The organism is Bacillus sp. CDB3 (genome assembly GCF_002081505.1).
Classification (GTDB): Bacteria; Bacillota; Bacilli; order Bacillales; family Bacillaceae_G; genus Bacillus_A; species Bacillus_A cereus_AT.
Map to the genome: position 1 here is coordinate 1 of NZ_ALBR01000069.1, position 24986 is coordinate 24986.

Consider the following 24986-nt stretch of genomic DNA (forward strand, 5'->3'; position numbering starts at 1 on the left):
GACGACGAGTACGTAGTTAGTTAGTTACGTACTACGTAACGTAAGTAACGTAAACTAAACTAAACGTAACGTACGTTACTACGTACGTAACGAGTACTCTCTTTTTTGTTATCATTTTTCTTAACATGTAGCTTTTTCTATTTCAATATACAACTGTGCTAATTGAATATACGAATGATAATTACTCGGTTTCTTTATAATAAATGAGTATCGTTCTATAAAATTAACAGGTTGTGCTTCCAATTCATTCGTATTTACTTGCATCTCATTCAAACTATGAACAGGCTTCTCATTTAGCCAATATACAACCGATAGCAAGTGTGCTGCAAAAAGAATCATCGGACCCTCAGCTTCTTGTTTTTTTCGGTTTCGAAATAGTGTAGCAATTTCTTCATGCCTGCTTTTCCATACATTTAACACCGCTGGAATACTTGTTTCAATTTCATTCCACGGCTCATATTGTCTTTCAATATCAAATATAAAGTAAGTATTTTGTATTATTTCTTCAAAAGACTGGTCTGTATTATACGTAATCGAATTTGCACTCTTTTTAAAAAATGGTACGTACCGAAACTCTTTCGGTATTTCTATAACTCGCTCCATCCTTTATTTCCCCTTCATTCGTTTCTTTCCTTCACGACATATTTCTAGTAATCGGCACTCTTCACATTGTGGTCGCTGCGCCTTACAGTAATAACGTCCAAAGAAAATCATACGATGGTGTGTAACTCCCCACTCATCCATTGGAATTTTCTTCATCAATGTCTTTTCCACTTCTAACACAGAATCTTTCCATCTACAAATTGCTAACCGTTTACTTACTCTCTCTACATGCGTATCAACAGCAATTGCTGGAATTCCAAATGCTACCGAAACAACTACATTCGCTGTCTTTCTCCCTACTCCAGGTAATTTCGTCAGCTCGTCACGGTCTTCTGGAACTTTCCCGTTATAATCATCTAGTAACATCCGGCACAATTTTTGAATATTTTTCGCCTTATTTCTAAACAATCCAATGGAACGTATATCTTGTTGTAACTCTTCTAAAGACACACTTAAATAATCTTCTGGTGTTTTATATTTTTGAAATAAGTTTTTCGTCACTTTATTCACAAGTGCATCTGTGCATTGTGCAGATAATGCCACTGCGATTACAAGTTCAAATGGATTATCATGAATTAATTCACAATGCGCTTCTGGATACATATCCGCCATTGTATCTAAACAATAACGAATTTGCGTTTTGTTCAACATATCTTTCCTCCTACACTACTGCTCCAACCAATTATAAAAAGGCACTTTCCCAGTAAATTTCGTCTCTTGTTTTGTCGTTTGTTGTGTGCGTTGTTGATTCGCTCTAAATTTCTGGCCTTGATTTTGCGCTTGATCTACCGTTTTAATTCCGTTCTTTTTCCACTCAAACAAAATACGATCAATATACCGGAAATTAAGTTTACCACTCATAACAGCTTCACGAAGAGCCGCTTGAATTAAGTTCGGATGGTGTTGATCTTGATCTTCCCACATCCCTAATGTTTCACATTCAAATGGCGAAAGTGGTCTTCCGAATTCTTTTTCAAATACTGTATATAAATTTACTTGAATTTGTTTTTGTTCTTTTTGCTCTTCCTCTATAGATTCATTCATTAAAAAGTGCAATATTTTTTCCCACAGTGGTTGTAAAGAATAACTTTCACACATCATCGCTTCAGATCTTCGTCCACCTTCTAGTGCTAAAAAACCTTTTTGGATTAAAGTCTGAATCACTTCCATGCATTTCATTTCTGTTATCGTCATCCGTTCTGAAATCTCTGAAGGAGTCGGGAACGAATTACCTGATTCTAAAAATGTGTGTACATGAAGTACTACCATAAATTCCGTCTCATTTAAACCTAGCTTTTTATAATGCATCATAAGCAATTTAGGAATCGCTATGCTTCCCTGTTCAAACCATTGTAACATCATTTTCTTTTTCATCACCAAACACCTCGCTTTCTAGTATAACACACCTTTAGCCATTTCTTTTTGCCACAATTCGTCAAAAAAACCTCCCTATATATAGGGAGGTTTTTTGCCATTTACTATAAGAAACAGACGATTAAGCCTGTACTTTACTTTTCATGAACGTATGAATTCGTTCTAATGCTTTCTCAACTTGCTCAAGAGATGTCGCATACGATAATCGAACGTTATTTGGTGCACCAAATCCTGTACCTGGAACAAGAGCCACCTTTTCTTCTTCTAATAATGCTTTTGCCCACTCATCAACTGTATCATACCCAGCTAATGCTACGGCTTCTTTTACATTTGGGAATAAGTAAAAAGCACCTTGTGGCTTAATGCAAGTGAAACCAGGAATTTGAATTAATTTATCATAAATAATGTTCAATCTTTCTTCAAACGCTTGACGCATTGTTTCTACAGGTTCTTGTGAGCCTGCATACGCAGCAATTGCACCGTATTGAGCAATTGAAGTAGGGTTTGACGTACTATGACTCGCTAAGTTCGTCATCGCTTTAATAAGCTGCTTATTTCCAGCTGCATATCCAATACGCCAACCTGTCATAGAATGTGATTTAGATACACCATTAATAATAAGTGTTTGTTCTTTTAATGCATTAGAAAGCTGGGCAATTGAAGTATATTCCGCGTCACCATAAATTAATTTTTCATAAATCTCATCTGAAACGATTAAGATATCATGTTCTAAACATACTTCTCCAAGCTGTTGTAATTCTTCTTTGCTGTAAATCATCCCTGTTGGATTACTCGGTGAATTAATAATAACTGCTTTCGTTTTCTCTGTAATTGCCTCACGCAGCTGCTTTGCTGTAATTTTGTACTCATTGCCTTCTAGACCTTCTACATAAACTGGCTTACCACCAGCAAGCTTTACTTGCTCAGGATAACTTACCCAATAAGGAGTTGGGATGATAACTTCATCTCCTTCATCAAGTAACACTTGGAATAATGTATATAATGCATGCTTGGCACCATTACATACAATAATTTCAGATGGATCATACGCAATTCCTTGATCACGAGTAAACTTCTTCACAATTTCTTGTTTTAACGCTTGTAATCCACCTGTTGGTGTATACTTCGTATGTCCTTCTAACATCGCTTTATGCGCAGCATCCATAATATGTTCTGGCGTATTAAAGTCAGGTTCTCCTGCTCCTAATCCAATTACATCATGACCTTCTGCTTTTAATGCTTGTGCCTTTGCTGTAATTTCTAAAGTTGCAGATGGTGTTAAAGCAGCTACTCGCTTTGCTAATTTCATTTGTAGTTCCCCCTACATCTATTTTTCAATGCTGTAGTGTCCAGCATAAACCCCATTTTGAAACTCTAAATAGTAATACGTATAACGATCTTCCTGATCAATATATGTAATTTCCCACAATGGAATATCGTTTTGAGCACCTAATTTTACTTTTATAATTTCTTTTGGTTTCGGCTTCGGCTCAGCACCTTCTCCTGTTGCTTGTTCAGCCAATTTTTGCAAAGCTTCTTTTTCAGAAATACCTTCACTCTTTTTCTTCACAAGGACATTTCCTTTTTTATCAGGCACCCAAACAATAATTTGTTCTCCTTTTTCGTCTAAACCTTGCACGACTGTATATGAAGAATTTCCATTATAATAATCCACAGATTTTACCTTTGTAAGCTTTGCTTTTTCTTTAGCAATTTCTACAGATTTTGTCTCTTTAGGAATTTTCTTTTCCATTGCTTTATTATAAACATACGCCCCATATATTCCGCTAGCAACGATTACGATTACGATTGCAAAGATCCACTTTTTCATTGTATCACTACGTTCTGTAAATCGTAAATACAGCTATTTCTTTATCTTTTTCGTCTAATGCTAATCCGAACATGAGGTCCTGCTCTTTTAACGTACGATTCAAACTATCAACAATTTTATACAAGTCAGACGAATATTTAATACGTGTCGTTGATAGGACTTCGATTTTCTTATCCATGAAAAAACTCCTCCGTTACACAAAAATTTCTAATTATAGAAGAACGCAATGCGGTTACAATAAGAGTACATTCTTTACAACCCCTGCTTCATCACCCATCTATTATAGCAGGACATGTACAGCAAAAAAAGGTTTCAAATCGAAAAGCAATATATTTTGTATACAAGAAGTAAGAAAAATAAAATTCCTCCTACCCACATTTTTTACGCCTGAAGTTTAAATGTACTTCAGGCGTATTTTTCTTCCAATTTTATTCATTTGACGATTCTTCTAACTGTACTAACAATTCTTCTAACGGTCCTTCATAGAGCGGTACAATTGGGATTGATTGTAAAAATCGTTTTCCATAGGAAGCACTTGTCAAACGACGATCTAATACAAATACAGTTCCCGTATCTGTATTTGTTCTAATAAGACGACCAAACCCTTGTTTGAAACGCAAGATTGCTTGCGGGAGCGCTAACTTATCGAATACGTCTTCTCCTTGATTTTTTAACCACTCTCCTTTTGCTTCCATCATCGGCTGATGAGGAGGGGTAAAAGGAAGACGGACAATGACAAGACAACTCAGGGCATCTCCAGGTATATCTATCCCTTCCCAAAAACTACTTGTTCCTAACAAAATCGATTTGTCGAACTCCTGGAATTTGCGGATTAGACGACTTCGGCTCTTATTATTCACACTTTGCGTTAATAATAAATATCCTTCTAATGTCTCATCATTTTTCAAATTCGTATACGCTTCTTTCAACATTTCATACGAAGTGAATAAAACGAGCATTCTACCTTTTGTAGCTTTCGCTATTTTCGCAATATGTGCCGATATAGACTCAATATATTCTTCGTTACTTGCTTTCTTAATAAAAGGTACATCCGTTGAAACCATTAATTTCATTTGCTCTTCAAAACGGAATGGTGATGGAACCTTTAATGTATTGGGAGCAAAATCATGTAAACCTAGCTCCTCTTTTATATAGTCGAATGAATCATTAACTGTTAACGTTGCTGATGTGAAAATAACACTCTTTTTCTGGGTTAAAAATTCATCAGCAAATCTTTCACCAATATGAACAGGCTGCGCATATAAAACTGTTGAATGAATCGTTCCCTTCGTTTCAGTCTCCATCCATGTCACGTATGAATTTTTTTCTAAAATGAGTAATTGTAAAGATTGTACCATCTTTCTCAACAACTCAATTAAATGCATAAATTCACCTGTAACGACATGCATCTCCCATTCTAATTTACTTTGCAATATTTCAGCTTGCTTCTCAAGTGTAGTCAATAACTTTCTTACATCATACACAAATCGAGTTGTTAACTCGGTAATGCTATCCCATAACTTACCTTTCTCTACTTCCGTGTTATATCGATACATGAGTGGCATATTGCTCATACCTTGTTCCTGCTTTGTTTGTTTAAAGACGAAAGCCCGTAACATTTGAAATAGTTCATCCGCATCAAATTTCAATTCCTTCAAACTATGACTCACCATACGGAAAGTCGAACGCGATGCTTGCTCTGATTTTTTCATCATCTTATATACTTTAGAAAGTACATCATCTGTTTCTAGCGTACCAAGACGAGATAAAGCTAATTGAAAATACATGCATGAGAACTGTTCACCTAATGTTCTACTCGCCGCTTCCTCGATATGATGAGCTTCATCAAAAATAATATGTTCATATGAAGCAAACAGTGGTTCTTCACTTGAAAAATCTTGAAATAATAACGCATGATTTGTAATAACGATATCTGCAAATAACGCTTTATTCTTTGCTCTTTGATAAAAACAACGACTATACCAGTTGCTTTGCATCCCGCCTGGACTATGTACATCACTACAAATACGGTTCCAAAGTAACTTGCCGCCCTCAGGAATATTTAATTCATCACGATCGCCAGTTTCCGTTTGCAATAACCACACTAAAATTTTTGCCTTTGTGAGCGCCATATCATAATTTTTCTCTTCCTCTTGCAAAGCATATTCAAATTTGTGTAGACAAAGGTAATGCTTTCTTCCTTTCAGAAGAGCTACTTCAAATGAAAATGACATTATTTTCTGTAATAACGGTATTTCTTTTTCTAGTATTTGTTGTTGCAGTTGTACAGTTTGTGTACTTATAATGACAGGTTCTTCTTTTTTCTTTGCAAAATAAATACTTGGAAGTAAATATGCAAGTGTCTTCCCCGTACCTGTTCCTGCTTCAATAAGTGAAAACCTAGAATCTCTTAGCGCTGTATATATTTCCTTCATCATAATCTGTTGGCTTTCTCTTTTTTGAAACTTTGGCATACTTAACTCAAGTTTATCCATTGTCTTATGTAAGAAAGCATCAAATTTAGATGAGCATGTTTCACTGAGACTTAAAGAATAATTCCGCTTTCGAAGCGCAATATTTCGATACACTTCATACCCCTCTGCCCTTTCTTTACCATGCATCATTTTCTTTAAAATATTTTCAGAAAGCACATCAGCTATATCACTTTGGAAAACATCACTTAATTCATAAAGCGATTGCAACGTGACAAGCGGTAACTTTTCGATTTCATTTAAAAATTGTATAAACAATTCCGCCGTTGCAAGAGCATCGCTATCCGCACGATGTGGTTGATCGTGCTCTAGTTCATGTTTCTTAGCTAAATCACGTAATTTATAACTATCAGCTGTCGGCAAAAGAATTTGCGCCAACTCAACTGTATCAACTTTTGGGCAATGTACTTCTGTATATCCAGCCTGCTTTAATTCTTCCGTTAAAAAATTCCAATCAAAGTGAACGTTATGTGCAACGAAAGCTGCACCTTGTAATAGCTCAACAATCATCGGGGCTACATCTTGAAATAACGGGGCTTGCTTAACCAAACTCTCATCAATCCCTGTTAATTCTGTAATAAATGGTGGAATCTCTCTCTTCGGATTAATAAAAGATGAAAAAATCTCTAATATCTCTCCATCTTCCACTACAACAGCCGCAATTTGGGTGATTTTATCCTTCCCATCCTTCCAGGAGTTCCCTGTCGTCTCTAAATCCACAACGACATAACGCTTACTCATATATGTAACACCTCAATTTCTTACCTATCAAACACAAAATTATATAATGTTACTATACCACGTTTTATCGCATCTTAATGAAAAGATGCACAAAAAAGCTATCTCCGTAATAGAGATAGCCTTCCTACTTATAATATCGTGCCCGCTTTTTCAGCACCTAACATTTCAATAATTTGATTATCATCGTCTAACACTGCAATTTTTGGCTCTTGTTTATGAACATTTTCTTCTGCCACTAAGCCGTAGCAAATAATAATAACTTTATCCCCTGGCTGTACAAGCCTTGCAGCTGCACCATTTAAACAAACAACACCGCTACCGCGTTCTCCTTTAATAACATATGTCTCTAAGCGAGCACCATTATTGTTATTTACAATTTGTACTTTTTCATTTTCTACAATATTTACTGCATCCATTAAATCTTCATCAATTGTAATACTGCCTACATAATTTAAATTTGCTTCTGTTACTGTTGCGCGATGTAACTTCGCTCTCATCATTGTGCGAAACATAGATGCTCCCCCTTATTTAACCGTTAATGTTATATTGTCAATTAATCGTACATTGTCAAATTTAACTGCAATTGCTAAAATGATTCGTCCTTCAATTTTATCCATTACTTGTAATGAAGGATAGGCATATAAATCAGCATAATCTACAGTGCCTTTCGTATACGTCTCAATATACTCTTTCACAAGATTTGTAATGATTTCTGAATTACGTTCGCCCGCCTCAATTCTTTCTTTCGCTATACATAGACTACGATATAAATGAGGAGCCTCTTCACGCTCTTCTTGTGATAAATACACATTACGAGAACTTTTCGCTAATCCATCTTCTTCCCTTACAATATCCACTGGTACGATTGTAACCGGAATATTAAAATCAGCGACAAATCCTTCAATGACAGCAACTTGCTGTGCATCTTTCATACCGAAATAAGCACGCGTTGGCAATGTAATATTAAATAGTTTCATGAGTACAGTCGCAACTCCAGCGAAATGACCAGGTCTTTGTTTGCCGCATAATACATCGGTACGCTTCACAACTTCTACTGTTGTCGTTTGTTCTGCTGGATACATTTCTTCTACGCTCGGATAAAATAAATAATCTACACCGTTTTCTTTTGCTACATTTTCATCTCTAGCAATATCACGAGGATATCGATCTAGATCTTCATTCGGTCCAAACTGTAGTGGATTGACAAAGACGCTTAAAACTACAATTTCATTTTCTTCTCTTGCCTTACGTAATAAAGTCGCATGCCCTTCATGTAAATACCCCATCGTTGGAACAAAACCGATACTTTTTCCACTTGTACGAAGTTCGTTTGTAATTTGCTGCATCTCTTGCACTGTAGTTATGATTTTCATTATTGTTTTCCTCCGTATAACGCTAAGCATTCTTCCTCTTTCATTGTGAACGAATGTTTTTCTTCAGGAAATTGTCTTGTCTTTACTTCAGCAACATATTGAGAAATCCCACGTACAATTTCCTCTTGAACAGACGTATATTGCTTCACAAATTTCGGAACACGATTTACGCCGTATGAGATAAGATCATGATAAACAAGCACTTGCCCATCTACTTTTTGTCCTGCGCCAATCCCGATTGTTGGAATTGTTAATTGCTCTGAAATAAGTTCTGCTAACTGCATTGGCACACACTCTAACACGAGTGCAATTGCACCAGCTTCCTCACATTTCTTCGCATCTTCTATTAATTTTTTTGCACTTTCAGCGTCTTTTCCTTGTACTTTATATCCACCTAGCACTCCTACAGATTGAGGAGTTAAACCTAAGTGCGCCACAACAGGAATTCCCGCATTCGTCAAGTAGTGAATGGTTGATATCACTTCTCCCGCACCTTCTACCTTCAGTGCATGGGCACCACTCTCTTGAACAATACGGCGTGCATTCAACATCGTATCTTGCAATGAAATATGATAAGACATGAATGGCATATCAGTTACAATAAACGTCTCTTTCGCGCCGCGGCGTACAGCTTTCGTATGATGAATCATATCCTCTACTGTTACTGGAACTGTTGAATCATATCCAAGTACAACCATTCCTAGAGAATCACCAACTAAAATCATATCGACTTTAGCTTCTTCTGCTAATTTAGCAGATGGATAATCATACGCCGTTAGCATTGTAATCGGCTCACCTTGCTCTTTCATTTTCAAAAAATCTGTTTTTGTTTTCAAAAACTACTCCTCCTTTATACAGGAGAGAGGAGATGGCCGAAATCATATAAAAAACCCCTCTGGCCATAAAAGGGCAGAAGGGTTGTGTGTTAGTCGGCATTATTCATCCCTCTGTCCCAGTCCGTTATTGGATCAAGGCAGAATCCAAAGTATTATTTTTTCATACTGCGTAAAATAATGGTGCAGTTCGCTTTGATACTGCCCATATTCGAACTAATTATAGCAAACTCTGAAAAGGAATTGCTACATTTTTTCGAAAAAATAATTTTCTATCCTGATTACGATATGTGAAATTTATTAATGTCTAAATGACAAAAAGAAGCTCCAAAATAGGAACTTCTTTTACTTAATTTCTATATCCGCAGAATGAATGTGATGTACGTGTCCTTGATGATCCTCAAGCAGCAATACACCATCCTCTGTAATCCCTTTTGCTAATCCATTAATCGTTTGCTTCATCGTTCGAGCTGTAATTTCTTTTCCGATACTTATTGCGTAACTTTCCCAAAGAATTTTTATAACAGAGAAACCATTTTTTAAATACTCTTCATACAATTTTTCTAATTGTAAAAAGATTTGTTGCATAAGTTCCGCACGAACAATTGGTTTCCCTGACTCAATGGCTAACGAAGTTGCAATGTGCTGAATTTCCTCATCAAAATGCTCTTGTTTTTGATTTGCATTAATACCTATCCCCATAATTACAGCATTAATTTTATCTGGATCAGCTTGCATCTCCGTTAATATACCGACAGCTTTTTTACCTTGAATTAAAATGTCGTTTGGCCATTTAATCCCTACATTCAAACCCGTACATTTTTCAATTGCTTGCGCCACACTAACAGCTGCTAATAAAGTAAGCTGTGGTGCATGATGAACTGGAATAGATGGACGCAATATAATACTCATCCAAATTCCAGTCCCTTTTGGTGAATGCCATTTTCTACTTAAACGCCCTCTACCTGCTGTTTGTTCTTCTGCAACGACGATTGTTCCTTCTTCTGCTCCTTCATAAGCAAGTCTTGCTGCAATATGCTGAGTAGATTCAACTGATTCTTCAAAATAAACCGTTCTACCTATACGCTCTGTTTGTAATCCTAATTGAATTTCATTAGCAGTTACCTTATCTGGTTTACTAGCAATTCGATAACCTAAGCGGCGTACAGCTTCGAGTTCATATCCCTCATTACGAAGATCCTCCATATGCTTCCATACAGCAGTTCTAGAACAACCAAGTTTATCACTAAGTGTTTGACCAGATACAAATTCACCATCTGCTTCAGAAAAAACTTGCAATAACTGCTTTCTTATAGTAGATTGCATTTTTCTAGCCACTCCCTTATATTCTCTTTCTTATTGACTAAATCTCCTTGTACGATTGCTTCTTCAATGTTTTGAAGCACTTCGGCAACCCACGGACCTGGCTTTTTATCTGCCCAGCTTAATAAATCATTACCAGTCACATTCATTTCTTGACGATTTTTTATCGGCAATGCATGAAATAATGATTGTACTTGCTTAACAGACGCGCTATTATAACTTTCTATTATCGCTTCATATACTCTTTCCGCCATTTCAGCGATGTGAATTCCAGTTTTATAAAGAAGGACTGTATCCCATTCCTTCTCCTTTCTAGAACGAATTGCTAATAACACCGCTACAATATCCTTAATCTTTTTATTCGAGAACTTCCATTGACGTAAAAAGACAGATGGATGCTCTTCTCCGATACAATATAAGAAAAATGCCCACGCCTCAATGTCTGTTTCAAAAGAATCCCATTTATACTGCGTAGCTTTCAAGAGTCTTTCTTCTGACATTTGTAAATATGGCAGATGAGAAAATAGCTTCGTTTCTACCAATTCTTGAAGCCCTTTCACACAATACGTACCCGTCAATAACTTTTCGAACTCAACTGTAATTCTTTCAATCGCTATATGTTCGAGCAAATGCCCATACGTTTCAATTGCTTGTTTCGTCTTTGTTTCCAAAGAGAAACCTAACGTACTTACGAACCGAATACCACGCATCATTCGCAGTGCATCTTCTTGAAAACGGTCTGCAGCATCTCCAACCGTTGTAATTTCCTTCAGACGAATCGCTTCTTGCCCAGCAAATAAATCAATCATTTCGCCTTCCTCTGTCATTGCAATTGCATTCATCGTGAAATCACGTCGTTTTACATCCTCTTCTAATGAACGGACAAATTGAACACTACTAGGTCTCCGAAAATCTTCATATTCGCTTTCTGTTCGAAAAGTAGTTACCTCATACGGTTCACCATTTTCTACAACAATTACAGTTCCATGCTCAAGACCAACCGGAACATGTCTTGGGAAAATAGCCATTACTTCTTCTGGTAAGGCAGATGTTGCGATATCGATATCTCCAATTGGTCTATCGATAATAAGATCGCGTACACTTCCACCAACGAAGTAAGCCTCATGTCCGTGCTGTTTTAATATCTCAATAATTGAACTAGCTTTTTTAAATCTTTCCATTCTTGTCATCCCTTAGTATGTCATAATAAATCGCCTCATACTGTGAAACGATTTTTTCCGAACGAAACTGCTCATATACAGATTTCATCGCCCGCTCCCCCATATTACGGTGAAGTTCTTCATTTTCTAGTAGTTGAATTGCTTGCTTAGCTATTCCATCTGTATCTCCAACTTCACATATATATCCTGTTTCACCATGTTGAATGACCTCTGGAATGCCCCCAACCCTCGTTCCGATACTAGGCACACCACACGCCATCGCTTCTAATATAACGAGACCAAAACTTTCCTTTTCTGATAAAAGCAGCATTAAATCACTCATCGCAAGAAGCTCTGCAACATTATCTTGCTTTCCTAGGAATAAGACACGTTCCTCAATATGTAAACTTTTCACCAATTGTAAAATAGTACAGAACTCTGGTCCATCCCCAACAAGAAGCAATTTCGCATCTACTCCCTTTACAATTTTGGCAAACGACTGCACAACATCCTGTACACGCTTAACCTTTCGGAAATTTGAAATATGAATCAACACTTTTTCATTTTCTCGTATACCATATTCTTTTTTTAATTGAGACATATCACGTTTGAAATACACACGTTCGTCTACAAAATTGTATACCGTCTCAATTTCTTTATCTGGTTTTACAAGTTCATTCGTTTCTTCAATTAACGAATGTGACACAGCAGTAACTACATCAGATTGTTCAATACCAAAGCGAATTAAATTATTTAACGAAGGATCGGAACCTAACACAGTAATATCTGTTCCATGTAAGGTTGTAACAATTTTAATACGCTCTCCAATCATTTGTTTTGCTAAATATGCACAAATAGCATGAGGGATTGCATAATGCACATGTAAAATATCAAGATTTTCTCTTTGAGCAACCTCGGCCATTTTACTTGCTAACGCTAAATCGTAAGGTGGATATTGAAATACTGAATATTGATTTACTGCTACTTCGTGAAAATAAATGTTTGGATACACTTTATTTAACCGGAATGGTACACCCGATGTAATAAAATGAATTTCATGCCCACGTTCCGCCAATTGCTTTCCTAATTCCGTTCCAACAACACCAGAACCACCTACAGAAGGATAACATGTAATACCTATTTTCAATCTCATTTACATCCCCCTATTAAATCAGCATGTAATAAAACCGGTTTCTTACTCATAAATCCTTCGGCATACATCACTCCAACTTCTTTCCCAAACATCTTCTCACGGGCGACCACAGTTTCAACGTAACCTTCTGTTAACGGCGTTTTCACACCATCACTCCCTGTTGAAAACTGACTTTCATACGCTTCTAATGCTTCCACTTTTTGCGATAGGTACTCACTAATATCTATACAAAAATTCGGTTTATGAAAACCATTAATCATATAATTATAAAAAGACTCCACGCGATGCGGTGGAAGCTCCGGCATATATTTACGAATTCCTGCTGAAAAAATAGCTTCTTCCACCAGCTTTGCACAATTTGCATGATCTGGGTGACGATCTTCATAATACGGTGCAAAAACTAGTTTTGGTTTATATGTACGGATCACCTTTACAATTTCACGTATATATTCTTCTTTCATATACAAACCACGGTCTGGCATCGCTAAATTCAGTCTCGTTTTTACTCCCATTATACGAGCTGCCGCCTTTGCTTCTTCTTTTCTCAACTCTATCGTTCCGTTAGAAGAAAGATCAGCTTCTGTTAAATCACAAATACCTACTTCATACCCTTGCTTCGTATATTTAGCAATGGTACCAGCCATGCCGATTTCAACATCATCGGCATGAGCACCAAACGCTAATATATGTAATCCACTCATAATTGTTCCCCTCATTTTCTTAACTTGCGGTAATCTAAATCTCCTCGCTCTAATGCATGCATTAACATTTCAGCACTTGCCATATTCGTTGCAAGTGGAATCGCATATACATCACATAAACGAAGCAACGCATTTACATCTGGTTCATGCGGCTGAGCCGTTAGTGGATCTCGGAAAAAAAATCACCATATCCATATCATTTTTTGCAATCATGGCACCAATTTCTTGATCGCCACCAAGAGGACCCGATTGGTACCTTGTTACAACTAAACCAGTCGCTTCCATAATACGAAGTCCTGTCGTTCCTGTTGCAAATAATTCATGTTGTTCAAAAATTGGTTTATACGCGTATGCAAACGAAACCATATCATTTTTCTTTTTGTCATGTGCGATTAAGGCAATTTTCATCCGTTATATCCCCTTTAGTCAATAATATTTTCTAAACCGTACACAAGATGATCAAGGTTCATTACTGTCTCAATTGATAGTTTTACACCTGACATAAATGATGCACGATTGAATGAATCATGACGAACTGTTAGCATTTGTCCATCTCCACCGAACATTACTTCTTGGTGAGCAATAAGTCCTGGTAAACGCACGCTATGAATGTGAATACCATCTACATTTGCACCACGAGCACCTTCTAGTTGCTCTACTTCATTTGGATGACCTTGCTGCTTTGATTCACGATTTTGACGAATTAATTCTACTGTTTTTACCGCTGTACCAGATGGTGCGTCTAATTTTTGATCATGATGTAATTCAATTACTTCAACATCATGGAAATACTTCGCTGCCATTTGTGAGAATTTCATCATAAGAACTGCACCAATTGCAAAGTTTGGAGCGATAATTGTTCCTACTTCTTTTTCTTTTGCATTTTCTGTTAATTGCTTTAGTTCTTCTTCAGTAAATCCAGTTGTACCAATAACAGATCGAAGTCCACGTTCAACTGCAAGTGTCACATGTTTCTTTCCAATTTCTGGTGTTGTTAAATCTAACAATACATCTGCTTCTACTTCATCTAAACAAGTATGTAAATCTGCGTAAATAGGTGCATCTAGCGCTGGCATTCCAGATAAATCAGAAATTCTTTCTCCGCCATGCTTATAATCAATTGCTGCTACTAAATTGAAATGCGCTGTTCTTTCCATTAGAAGGACTGCTTCATGTCCCATACGTCCTCTTGGTCCAGCGATAATTACTTTAATTTCTTTCATTATTCTTTCTCTCCCTCATCAATACGTGTCCAGCGATCTTTATCACGTGTATTAAATTTATTCATTACAATGTTATGTGCTGTTTCTAAATCAATATTTAAACTATTTGCCATACAAATCATAACAAATAACACATCTCCAAGCTCTTCTTCAATACTACGTTCTTTTTCGGTTGTTTTTTTCGGTTTCTCACCATAATAATGATTTACCTCTCTTGCAAGCTCTCCCATTTCTTCAGTTAAACGAGCCATCATTGCAAGCGGACTAAAATAACCTTCTTTAAATTGACCGATATATGCATCTACTTCCTTCTGCATATCTTTCATCGTTTTTGCTTCCATACTAGTCACCTCTTATTCCTTCCTCTTTCATGTTAGCCAATTCATCGCGATTTGACAAATATTATTCCCCGCCAAACACCTATTTGCGACCCTTTTTTGGATAGACTATAATAAAGTGAAACTTCTTTTGCGTTTTTTGCAAAAGATTAGTTGAACCAATCGGGTTCCTACGGCTGGTTTGTCCTTCTTCTTCGCCTTATCTCCTACCAGCCGTTGGGACGGGGTAAAGTGAAACTTCTTTTGCGTGATTTTTGCAAAAGATTAGCCTGAACCAATCGGGTTCCTATGATATTCACTATTTTTATTAGCAGCTAGAAATAACTTATTATGTTTTGCCGTTTAAGCGGAGCAATTCCAATCATTACATAACTAGGGGGATTTCTATATGAAAGCAAACTTGAAGATTCGAAATATCATTTTCATCTTAATCGGTTCCGCTATTTTTTCTTTCGGTATTGTGAATATCAATATTGAAAACCATCTTGCAGAGGGTGGGTTTACCGGTATTACGCTATTATTATATTTTCTATTTTCGCTTGACCCTTCCTATACAAACTTAATTTTAAATATCCCTATATTTTTTATTGGTTGGAAGTTACTCGGCCGAACAACATTTTTATATACATTAATCGGTACATTTAGCGTATCTTTATTCCTATGGATTTTCCAGCGCTACGAATTACTCAACTTACATTTAAACTTGCAAAATGATATGACACTGGCTGCTTTATTCGCAGGGGCATTTATCGGTATAGGACTTGGGATTATATTTAAATATGGTGGGACTACTGGCGGTGTTGATATTATCGCAAGACTAGCTCATAAATATGTTGGCTGGAGTATGGGGAAAACGATGTTTATGTTTGATGCGGTCGTTATTATTGTCTCTATTCTTACATATTTATCATACCGCGAGGGCATGTATACGTTAGTTGCTGTTTTTATCGGGGCTAAGGTTATTGATTTTATGCAAGAAGGAGCTTATGCAGCAAAAGGTGCAACTATTATTTCTGATAAAAACGATGAAATTGCTGCAAAAATTTTATCAGAAATGGAGCGCGGAGCTACCTTTTTAAAAGCAGTTGGATCCTATACAAAAGTTGAACGAAATGTACTATATTGTGTCGTTGCAAAAAACGAAATCGTGAAATTAAAAAATATCATTACTTCTGTAGACCCTCACGCCTTTGTTGCTGTAAGTGATGTACATGATGTCGTCGGTGAAGGATTTACACTAGATGAAAATAAAAATCCGTTACATAATTAAATTCAACTAGAAAAGCTCTTTAGCTTTTCTAGTTTTTTATTATACATCTTTTAAGTTTCTCCAAATCCTCATAAATGAGCTCCAATAAACTCCGATTATAAAAAATTGAAGCTGGATGAAAGGTCGGAAAAATATAATATTCTTTTTCTGTCCATATAAATTCTGTACTGCTACTATCTTTCAATTGCTGCACGGGTTGCTTTAACAATTCACCATGAACACTCGTAATTTTATTATTTTTACCAACGAAACGCTGCAGTGCAATATTACCAAGTGTCACAATAACAGGCGGATGTATAAGTTCCAACTCATAGTCTAACAAAGGTGCATGAGCAAGTATTTCTCCTTGATTTGGTGTTCTATTGTACTTCTTCTGTATTATTTCGCCATTTCGTTCCCTTTTCTCTCTCCATTTATAAGGTCTACTCCGAACCGCACTCGTAATATATACCTCTTCCCTTGTAACGTGAATACGTTCTAAAAACTCCATTAAATGTTTTCCGGCTTTCCCGCTAAACGGGATACCATTATGAATTTCCGTTTCACCAGGTGCTTCTCCAACAAGCATTAATTTCGGATTTCTAGGACCTTGTCCACTTAAAAAACCTTCTAATTGGTATGTAGCACTTCGCTCCCTCACTTGTTTAACTAAATGTTCTGGGTATTCTATGTCTGTCACCTTCTTTCAACATTCCATACTTATCTTTTTTAACTAGTTCTATACCCATATTATTTCTATTATTTCCATTTGTAACATGTTATAAGATTCATTCCACGGAACAAAAAAAGACTATCATAATTGATAGTCTTTAATCGTCGCTACGCTGCATACCAGTATAAATTAATACAAGGCGTAATAATTCAAATACTGCTACAGCCGCTGCTGCTACATATGTTAATGCTGCCGCATTTAATACTTTACGAGCTTGACCGTACTCATCTGTCGATACGATACCAAGTGCTTCAATTTGTTGCATTGCACGTTTTGATGCATCAAATTCAACTGGCAATGTAACAAGTTGGAAAATAACACCTGCTGCCATTAAAATAATTCCTAGTAACAACAAACCAGACATTTGTGCAAATACACCAATTAGTACAAATACCCATGACATGTTTGAACCAAAATTAGCAACTGGCACTAACGAATGGCGTACACGCATGAAGTTATAATCTTTCGCATCTTGAATTGCATGTCCTACTTCGTGTGCTGCTACAGCTGTACCAGCAACTGAATGTCCATAATAGTTATCTGTTGATAATCGAACTGTTTTTGCGGTTGGATCGTAATGGTCCGACAAATGACCCGGTGTTTCTTCTACAGCTACATTGTACAATCCATTTTCATCTAAAATTTTCCGAGCAACTTCCGCTCCTGTCATACCTGAAGTTGAATAAACTTGTGAATACTTGCTATAGGCACTACGTACTTTTGACTGTGCATACAACGGTATGATCAAAATGATCGCGAAGTAAATTAAATAAAACATCATAAACCTCCATTGAAGTTTTAATTATAGTACTTCTCATTCTATTTTTTTCTTACACCATTGTCAATAAATAAACCTTACAATCCGTATCTTTATTTATACACATTATCTATCTTTAGAATGCAAGTTACTTCTCCGTTTCTCTCTCTCTCCTTTATACTTTCTCCACCCAACATACGTTAAAGTGAACAAAATAAGTCCTCCAGTAATGGTCATAAACCAAATGAGAGAGGGCGCAATCTCATCTTTTTTTACTGTATGAAATATTTTTTGTAAATCACCTTTAATAATCCCTAGTTGCATTTGTCCACCTTTTGTTTTTAACATAACGTTACGAAATTCATCCAAATAAGATAAATGTGCATTTACACGCTGCGCTTCGTTTTCTGGCAGGGCAATCATTAAACTCGGATAAATAATATTAAATTCATTTAAAAATGTATTTAGCGTTTGTTGGAACTGTCCATCATCTTCTTTTTTCATCGCTTTTTCTACTTGAGAAAAAGTATCCATAATCTTTCTTTCTCTTTCCATCCAAAGTGGCTGATATTTAGATACTTGTGCATCAACAGCAAGTTGTAACGCTAACATATTATCAACTTTAACTTGCCTATCTAAATCTTCCGCAAGAGATTGTTTCGCCTTATCGTATGCCAAAGAAACGACTCTAATTTGTCCCGGAGTTACTTTTGAATTATTTTCATTTTCCTTTGATAGAAACTGCTCTGAGAAATGGTGCAGTACTTGTATTGCCTTCTCATCTTCATTTTTCTTTACTAACTGTAAAGAGTCATCTAGCAATCCAGTTAGTTCACTCCACTCTTCAGCATATATACGTACTGGAAACATTATAATTAGAAATGCTATCAGTCCAATTAATGTTCTCTTCATCCCGGTCCCCCCTATAACTACTAGTACAAAATATGTGGAGTTGGACAAGAATAGAACAGAACAAAACCAAAAAATATATTATCTCTATGAAAACAAAAAAATTCTCTTTAGACAGAGAATTTTTTCTTTGAAACCCTTTTCTTTTTCACTAAATATTTATACACACCGTAACAAAGTATGCTTCCACTTAAAATCAATAATAAAATAACACATGCAGCATGCATAAAGAATTCTTCCGGTAGCATTAAAATAATCGGATCTGTTTCAATATCAAACATCCAATAATCATTGCTAAATAAAAGCTTATGAAATAATACGAAACTCTTTTCAAAATCAATGGCAATCGGTAACGTAAGAGCTATCGGAAAAAGAATTGTAAGAATCGCTCCGTGAAGTAAAAACTTTTCTTTTTCTTTTTTAGTAAATACGTTCCTCCTAATAAAGCAATTACAATCGTTCCATACATTATATATTGAATCTTTACTAAAATATTTTTAACATCCACAAAATGAATGCGACCATTTGTAGACATGTCTAATGTCGGCAATTGTAATGTACCTTCATAAAACGGAGATAAATATGTAATAAGCACATCATAGTTTCTTTTAATTTCATCTTTCGTCATATCCGCTAAGTCTGGAATATTTAAGAAATCAATTTCAAAATAATACAGCCATTTTCCATATACAACTACCATTGTCGCGAGAGCGAAAATAGAAAATGCTATGCTATATGAAACAACTAAAGTGATCAATCGATCCAATATGTTTATACCACTCTTATTTTTCTTCATTTTCTCCCCCTAAATGTCCTCACCATCATAAAGAAAACTGTTTTCGGCTCTCACGTAAGCAATAATAATATGTGATACACAGTACAACAATACTTAGCCAAAACGTAAAATAACCAATTTCCTCTACAAATAAATGCATAATTCCGTATCTCGGCATTTGCCAAAATAAATAATCAATTGCATCATTATGTAACGTCCATATGCCAGCTACAATGAAATGCCATTTTTTTATCCGATAAAACGGAGCATATAACACTCCCTGCACCGCCATTGCAAAATGAGATAACATTAACATATATCCCATAAGACCAATAGGACCTTTTACATAAATCATAATTGCATTTACAACAACCGCCCAAATACCATATTTTATTAAAGTAACTATCGCTAATGCCTCTATTAATCCCCAGTTCTTCTTTATCAAAAAAGCGATTAGAACAAAGACAAAAAAGAGACTCGCCATCGGGCTATCTGGTACAAACGGCCAAAATATTAGGGACGTTTCTTTTAATTGATTTCCATACCATATAAACCCGTAAATTGTGCCTAATATGTTAACAATCAATAAAAATAATAATACTGAGCGCTGTCTTAACATTGCATACACGTAAACCAATCTGTATGTCCAACACCTTTCAAGCAAAGTAATTCATTCACTAAATCCTACTCTATTATAACAAACTTCCTCTAACTAAATAGAAAAGCTGACTACAAAATTTTGCAGTCAGCTTTTCTATTATTTTTTATTATACTTTGCAACGAATTCCGAAAGCTTTTTCAGCTCTTCATCCGTTCCTTTAAATACACCTTTAGGCATTGCACCTTTACCATCTTTCGCAATTTTAGCGATTTCTTCCGGTTTTAAAGTTAAGTTTTGTAGAGCCGGTGCTGCTGCACCACCTTGTAAGTTGTCACCATGACATGTTAAACAAGTATTTTTTTGCATGAGTTTGTAGCCGTCATCATTTTTATCAACTGGTGCTGTTTTTACAATTGCTCCTTGCTTTTTTGCAGCTTCCCAATCATGGTGTGCTACAGATTCCCAAGTTAAGAAAATGATAGACGCAATTGCTAAAAGCATAAATCCAGTTGCTACTGGACGCTTAAATGGTGCTCTTTCTGGGCCACGATCAAGAAATGGTGCTAACAATAATGCTCCAAACGCGATACCTGGCATAATAAACGCACCAATTACAGTAAATGAACCCGAAGCATATGAATACTTTAATAACTGATACAAGAATAAGAAATACCAATCTGGAAGTGGTATATATCCGGCATCTGTCGGATCCGCCATTCTCTCAAGCGGTGACGGATGTGCCACTGTTAAACATAAATAACCGATTAAAAAAACTGCACCAACCATCCATTCTTTTAACAAGAAATTCGGCCAAAACGCTTCTGTTTTCCCTGGATATTCCGAATAATCTTTTGGAATATTTGGTTTCCGAGCTACTGGTACCCGAGAATCTCCTACAAACTTCATCCCTTTACCGCGATGCATAATCTCCCTCCTTTAGTTCTTTCTCCTTTAATTTAGCAATCTCTTATAGCGGACCGGAAATACCTTGTTTGCGAATCATGATGAAGTGGAAGGCCATTAAACCTAGAAGTGCTGCTGGTAAGAAGAAGACGTGAATAGCAAAGAAGCGAGTTAATGTTTGAGCGCCAACAATTTCGGAATGACCAGCGAGTAATGTTTTAATATAAGGACCAATGAGTGGCGTTTGCTCTGCAATTTGAATCCCTACTTTCGTAGCAAATAACGCTTTCATATCCCACGGTAATAAATATCCGGTAAAGCCAAGACCTAACATAACAAAGAAAATAAGAACACCAACAATCCAGTTTAACTCACGAGGCTTTTTATACGCACCTTGGAAGAAAACTCTGAGTGTATGTAAAAACATCATTACAATTACGAGACTAGCACCCCAGTGGTGCATACCACGAACAATTTGCCCGTAAGCAACTTCATTTTGTAAATAATAAACCGATTCCCAAGCGTTTTTAATATCAGGCACATAATACATCGTTAAAAACATTCCAGATAAAATTTGAATTACAGTAACGAAAAAGGTAAGTCCTCCAAAGCAATAGACGAATGCAGAAAAGTGATGTGCCGGGTTTACATGTTCAGGTACTTCATGATCAGCGATATCGCGCCATATTGGTGTAATATCTAATCGTTCATCTACCCAATCATAAATTTTATTTAGCATCTACTTTCCACCCCCTCTTGGCTTCGCTTTTCCTAAATACAACGTTCCATCTTTCACTTTAGACTCGTACACATCAAGCGGAGCAAGAGGCGGTGTGCCTTTAATGTTAACCCCATCTTTCGTATAACGACCCCCGTGACACGGGCAAAAGAATTGATTCGGATGTGCTTTGTCCGAATTCCAGTTAACTGTACATCCTAAATGTTTACATACCGGAGAGAACGCAACAATGTCTCCGCTTTCATCTTTATGAACCCAAGCTGATTTTGGCTCTTCAGACTTGTACCAACCATCAACCTGCTTCACCTTAAAGTCAAAACGCTTCGGCTCTGTTGTAATATCTTTTACTTGTGCAACAGCAACCATGTCCGTTCCCGCTTCTTTTCTTAACACCGGATCAAGCGCGAATCGCGTCATCGGCATTAAAATACCCGCTGCCATAAAGCCTCCTACCCCTGTAAGTGTGTAATTTAAAAACTGTCTTCTTGACACACGATGTTCTTTCTCGCTCACGAAAATTTCCCCCCTCTATCAGAAATTGTCCCCTCGTGAAAAATAATATAAAAAATAAAAACTAGGACACTATCATGATATAATACCCTCATGCACAGGTCAATATCATACTACTCATAATAATAAGAACTTTCTGTTCATTATTACTTTCCCCATCTTTCTTCTAACATTACCATAATATTTTTTATATGAGCGTGAATGACTTCTCTCTTCGCTTGATCACTAAATTGCTCTAACGCCAATGAAGGAAACCAAAATAAATCCCCTTGTAACTCTTGCATATCTTCTTTCCATGAAAAATCACTTGTAACATAAGCAATATGCTTAAAACCTTGGCTTTGCAAATGATCTGTCCACTCTTGCAAACGAGCTTTTTCTTTCTTTTGACTTTCTACTAAATACGTAAATGCAGGTAGTAAAAGCACTCTTCCTTTATATTCTCTTTCCAACTCCATACTCAACAATTCTATAAATTCACCTTGTTCTACTACCATTTTCATTTCTTTTGCTGCTGAAATTGATAAAAGAGGTATTACTCCTGTATCTACATACTCTCTTGCTTGCTCAAACTGTTCCACGTCTTTTACAATCCATTTCACATTTCTCCCCTCCCTCTAATCAAAATGACAGAACTTTCACTTTATATATATTAAACCATACTAAAAGAGGTAAAAAAAGAAAAACTACCCAAGTTAGGTAGTTTTTCTTAAAAAGAGTCTGAAATTTGTAAAAATTTAATAATCCAAATAAATTCTATAAAGTCTTTAACTCCGCTGTTAACCTATGAAACGCTTCCTTATCTTGCTTATCCAACGCTTCATCAATTTGTTTCAAAAGACGTTCTCTTCTAAACGAAAATACACTCTCTTCTAAAAATCTCTCTGCTAGTAAACGATCCTTTTCATTTACTTCAATATGCTTTGGTAAATATGGATTGTCTTCTAATACAGCTACATAATTTGCATTTTGGAACGATGATTTAAAGTTGAGTTGAATATAAATATCCTCATCTCGATTTAAACGAATATCATGAAACGACTTTTCAGCATCTGTTGTCATAACATTTTGTTTAAAAAAGTGAAACGGTGTGTCCTTCACGCAATTTGCTGACATCACTAAGCCACGCGGACAATATTTTGCATGCTCTACGAAGTGGACTTTATGCATTAATTGGTCGTGACTCATTAAATAATTTAAAATCCATACACATTCACGCTGTTTCAGTTGGTAGTTATTCAAAAACCATTTTACAAAATCCTTCTTCTCGTTTACAGAAACAGGGGTATTCATAGCAATTAAGTCCCTCCTCTGTCTTTCTCTTTTCTTTTTAGATTCAAGAAGCGGCATTCAGTTTCCTTCCAACTTATGAAAAATCCTCTAAATTATATAACAACTCTTCAATATGAATTTGTGTCGGGTCTAGTTGTAATAACTGAACAAACACTTCTTTGGCCTCTTTTCGCATTCCTTCTTCCAATAAGAAATAGCCGTACTCTTCCAAGAAGTCTGGATGATTCTTAAAAGAAGTATATGCACTTTCATAGTGTTTTAATGCATCCGAATACATTTCTAATTGTTTTTTTGCAAACGCAAGATCCCAAAGTAATTGTGTATCTTGCTCTCCACTATCAATAGCACGCTCTACAACTGTAATTAACTCTTCATACTTTTCTTGTCCTTTTAAGATATACGCATATTTTAATATTGCACCTAAATGTCCTGGATCTAACTCAAGCGCTTTTTGAAGTACTTCCTCTGCCTCTGCTACTTTTCCTAATTTAGCTGCAATGTTCGCTAATTCTACATAAAACGGAACAGCAAGCTCATCTACTTTAATTCCTTCATGAAGTGTTTCATAGCTTTCTTGAAGCATTCCTTCTTTTTCATAGCTTTTCGCTAAATACATGTATAGTGATGCATACTCAGGGTCTAATTCTTTTAGTTCTTGCCAAGCACCAATTGCTCTTTGATATTCTTCTCCTTGATATAATGTGAACGCATATCCAAATAAGGAGTGAATATCTTTTTGTTCCTCTAAGCCTGCTTCATAGTAAGAGATCGCCTCTTCCCAGTTTCCAATCGCACTTAACGTTTCTGCAAGGCGAAGTGCAATGACAACACCACCCATTACTTTATGCTCCGCTAATAGCGACTCGTAATAAGTGATCGCCTTTTGTTCTTCACCTTTACTACTATATAATTCTGCTAATCCAAACGTAATAACAGGCTCTTCAGGCATGATTTCTTTCGCCTTCAATAGTTTTTGCTCTGCTACATCATCAAAACCTTGCATTTGGAATAAATCCGCAACAAGTAATAACGATTGAACATATAAATCATCATTTTCTGGAATATCATGAAGTACTTCAATTGCTTCATCTTCTTTGTCTAAATCAATATATAATTCTGCTAAAAATACCGTAAATTCACTTTCTTCCGGATATAATAAACGTAAGTCTTCAGTAATTGCTAACGCCTCATCCGTAAATCCGAGTGTATGATAGTAGCGAGCGATATCATACTTCTCTTCATCATTCGCAACTTGTAATTGTTCTTTTAATAATTGTAATCCTTTTTCCGCTTCACCATTTTCAATATATGTAACAGCCTGTTCAAACTTTTGCATAAACGTCTCCTTTAATTCAAAAAATATTTCTCTTCT

Annotated in this window: 26 protein-coding genes and 3 pseudogenes; 1 reads left to right on the forward strand and 28 read right to left on the reverse strand. The window is 36.1% G+C overall.

Going from position 1 to position 24986, the window contains the following annotated elements; all coding sequences use genetic code 11:
- Nucleotides 1-31: 31 nt before the first annotated feature.
- The 17 genes and pseudogenes from CDB3_RS16520 to CDB3_RS16600 form a co-directional block, all read right to left on the reverse strand.
- A pseudogene (locus tag CDB3_RS16520) lies at nt 32-603 on the reverse strand (YpoC family protein).
- Nucleotides 604-606: 3 nt separating this feature from the next.
- On the reverse strand, nt 607-1254 hold the full coding sequence (gene nth / locus CDB3_RS16525) for an endonuclease III (RefSeq protein WP_000933020.1): 648 nt from the start codon (nt 1252-1254) through the stop codon (nt 607-609).
- Between the two features lie 15 nt (nt 1255-1269).
- A complete protein-coding gene (gene dnaD, locus CDB3_RS16530; protein WP_000728546.1) occupies nt 1270-1977 on the reverse strand; it encodes a DNA replication protein DnaD in 708 nt (235 codons plus the stop codon).
- Between the two features lie 121 nt (nt 1978-2098).
- The gene (gene aspB, locus CDB3_RS16535; RefSeq protein ID WP_097831705.1) at nt 2099-3286 is read right to left on the reverse strand and encodes an aspartate transaminase AspB; all 1188 of its coding nucleotides are present in this window, start codon (nt 3284-3286) and stop codon (nt 2099-2101) included.
- Nucleotides 3287-3304: 18 nt separating this feature from the next.
- Nucleotides 3305-3808: a cell wall elongation regulator TseB-like domain-containing protein gene (locus tag CDB3_RS16540; RefSeq protein WP_128855273.1), complete on the reverse strand. Its 504-nt coding sequence runs from the start codon at nt 3806-3808 to the stop codon at nt 3305-3307.
- A gap of 7 nt (nt 3809-3815) precedes the next feature.
- Complete coding sequence (locus CDB3_RS16545; protein WP_000358351.1) at nt 3816-3986, reverse strand: YpmA family protein; 171 nt, start codon at nt 3984-3986, stop codon at nt 3816-3818.
- Between the two features lie 250 nt (nt 3987-4236).
- Complete coding sequence (gene dinG / locus CDB3_RS16550) at nt 4237-7041, reverse strand: ATP-dependent DNA helicase DinG (RefSeq protein ID WP_128855274.1); 2805 nt, start codon at nt 7039-7041, stop codon at nt 4237-4239.
- 128 nt (nt 7042-7169) lie between these two features.
- Nucleotides 7170-7553 (reverse strand): aspartate 1-decarboxylase, encoded by a 384-nt coding sequence (gene panD / locus CDB3_RS16555; RefSeq protein WP_000490180.1) that lies wholly within the window; start codon nt 7551-7553, stop codon nt 7170-7172.
- A 12-nt stretch (nt 7554-7565) separates the two neighbouring features.
- On the reverse strand, nt 7566-8414 hold the full coding sequence (gene panC, locus CDB3_RS16560; protein WP_128855275.1) for a pantoate--beta-alanine ligase: 849 nt from the start codon (nt 8412-8414) through the stop codon (nt 7566-7568).
- The gene (gene panB, locus CDB3_RS16565) at nt 8414-9250 is read right to left on the reverse strand and encodes a 3-methyl-2-oxobutanoate hydroxymethyltransferase (protein ID WP_128855276.1); all 837 of its coding nucleotides are present in this window, start codon (nt 9248-9250) and stop codon (nt 8414-8416) included. The genes panC and panB overlap by 1 nt, the downstream gene beginning before the upstream one ends.
- A gap of 342 nt (nt 9251-9592) precedes the next feature.
- A complete protein-coding gene (locus tag CDB3_RS16570; protein WP_128855277.1) occupies nt 9593-10573 on the reverse strand; it encodes a biotin--[acetyl-CoA-carboxylase] ligase in 981 nt (326 codons plus the stop codon).
- Entirely contained in the window at nt 10558-11751 is a 1194-nt protein-coding gene (locus CDB3_RS16575) for a CCA tRNA nucleotidyltransferase (protein WP_128855278.1), read from the reverse strand. Before CDB3_RS16575 ends, CDB3_RS16570 begins: the two co-directional genes overlap by 16 nt.
- Nucleotides 11738-12883 carry an N-acetyl-alpha-D-glucosaminyl L-malate synthase BshA gene (gene bshA / locus CDB3_RS16580; RefSeq protein ID WP_128855279.1) on the reverse strand — a complete coding sequence of 382 codons (1146 nt, stop codon included), beginning with the start codon at nt 12881-12883 and terminating at the stop codon, nt 11738-11740. Before bshA ends, CDB3_RS16575 begins: the two co-directional genes overlap by 14 nt.
- Nucleotides 12880-13584, reverse strand: coding sequence for a bacillithiol biosynthesis deacetylase BshB1 (gene bshB1 / locus CDB3_RS16585; protein WP_128855280.1), 705 nt, complete (start codon nt 13582-13584; stop codon nt 12880-12882). Before bshB1 ends, bshA begins: the two co-directional genes overlap by 4 nt.
- A gap of 11 nt (nt 13585-13595) precedes the next feature.
- Nucleotides 13596-13992: pseudogene (gene mgsA / locus CDB3_RS16590) on the reverse strand (methylglyoxal synthase).
- A gap of 14 nt (nt 13993-14006) precedes the next feature.
- Nucleotides 14007-14807 carry a dihydrodipicolinate reductase gene (gene dapB / locus CDB3_RS16595; RefSeq protein WP_128855281.1) on the reverse strand — a complete coding sequence of 267 codons (801 nt, stop codon included), beginning with the start codon at nt 14805-14807 and terminating at the stop codon, nt 14007-14009.
- Entirely contained in the window at nt 14807-15148 is a 342-nt protein-coding gene (locus CDB3_RS16600; RefSeq protein WP_002108639.1) for a nucleotide pyrophosphohydrolase, read from the reverse strand. The genes dapB and CDB3_RS16600 overlap by 1 nt, the downstream gene beginning before the upstream one ends.
- A 385-nt stretch (nt 15149-15533) precedes the next feature.
- Here CDB3_RS16600 and CDB3_RS16605 point away from each other — a divergent pair, with 385 nt between their 5' ends.
- Nucleotides 15534-16415, forward strand: a complete 882-nt coding sequence (locus tag CDB3_RS16605) for a YitT family protein (protein ID WP_128855282.1) — start codon at nt 15534-15536, stop codon at nt 16413-16415.
- A gap of 28 nt (nt 16416-16443) precedes the next feature.
- Here CDB3_RS16605 and CDB3_RS16610 read toward each other — a convergent pair whose 3' ends face one another.
- The 11 genes and pseudogenes from CDB3_RS16610 to CDB3_RS16660 all read right to left on the reverse strand — a co-directional run bounded on the left by CDB3_RS16610 (nt 16444) and on the right by CDB3_RS16660 (nt 24950).
- Nucleotides 16444-17085, reverse strand: a complete 642-nt coding sequence (locus tag CDB3_RS16610) for a uracil-DNA glycosylase (protein WP_179139717.1) — start codon at nt 17083-17085, stop codon at nt 16444-16446.
- 139 nt (nt 17086-17224) lie between these two features.
- Nucleotides 17225-17905: a zinc metallopeptidase gene (locus CDB3_RS16615; RefSeq protein WP_000499538.1), complete on the reverse strand. Its 681-nt coding sequence runs from the start codon at nt 17903-17905 to the stop codon at nt 17225-17227.
- A gap of 105 nt (nt 17906-18010) precedes the next feature.
- Nucleotides 18011-18796: a sporulation protein YpjB gene (gene ypjB, locus CDB3_RS16620; RefSeq protein WP_128855284.1), complete on the reverse strand. Its 786-nt coding sequence runs from the start codon at nt 18794-18796 to the stop codon at nt 18011-18013.
- A gap of 107 nt (nt 18797-18903) precedes the next feature.
- Nucleotides 18904-19493 (reverse strand): annotated as a pseudogene (locus tag CDB3_RS16625) (TIGR01906 family membrane protein).
- Nucleotides 19494-19614: 121 nt separating this feature from the next.
- Nucleotides 19615-20205, reverse strand: coding sequence for a lipoprotein heptaprenylglyceryl N-acetyltransferase LhaT (gene lhaT, locus CDB3_RS16630; protein WP_128855285.1), 591 nt, complete (start codon nt 20203-20205; stop codon nt 19615-19617).
- Between the two features lie 120 nt (nt 20206-20325).
- Entirely contained in the window at nt 20326-21093 is a 768-nt protein-coding gene (qcrC, locus tag CDB3_RS16635; RefSeq protein ID WP_071770138.1) for a menaquinol-cytochrome c reductase cytochrome b/c subunit, read from the reverse strand.
- Nucleotides 21094-21136: 43 nt separating this feature from the next.
- Nucleotides 21137-21811 carry a menaquinol-cytochrome c reductase cytochrome b subunit gene (gene qcrB, locus CDB3_RS16640; protein WP_000932700.1) on the reverse strand — a complete coding sequence of 225 codons (675 nt, stop codon included), beginning with the start codon at nt 21809-21811 and terminating at the stop codon, nt 21137-21139.
- Nucleotides 21812-22324 carry a menaquinol-cytochrome c reductase iron-sulfur subunit gene (qcrA, locus tag CDB3_RS16645; RefSeq protein ID WP_070141534.1) on the reverse strand — a complete coding sequence of 171 codons (513 nt, stop codon included), beginning with the start codon at nt 22322-22324 and terminating at the stop codon, nt 21812-21814.
- A 143-nt stretch (nt 22325-22467) separates the two neighbouring features.
- The gene (locus CDB3_RS16650; protein WP_128855286.1) at nt 22468-22923 is read right to left on the reverse strand and encodes a YpiF family protein; all 456 of its coding nucleotides are present in this window, start codon (nt 22921-22923) and stop codon (nt 22468-22470) included.
- 154 nt (nt 22924-23077) lie between these two features.
- Nucleotides 23078-23614 carry a ReoY family proteolytic degradation factor gene (locus CDB3_RS16655; protein ID WP_001095919.1) on the reverse strand — a complete coding sequence of 179 codons (537 nt, stop codon included), beginning with the start codon at nt 23612-23614 and terminating at the stop codon, nt 23078-23080.
- 73 nt (nt 23615-23687) lie between these two features.
- Nucleotides 23688-24950, reverse strand: coding sequence for a tetratricopeptide repeat protein (locus CDB3_RS16660; RefSeq protein WP_071744913.1), 1263 nt, complete (start codon nt 24948-24950; stop codon nt 23688-23690).
- Nucleotides 24951-24986 lie beyond the last annotated feature (36 nt).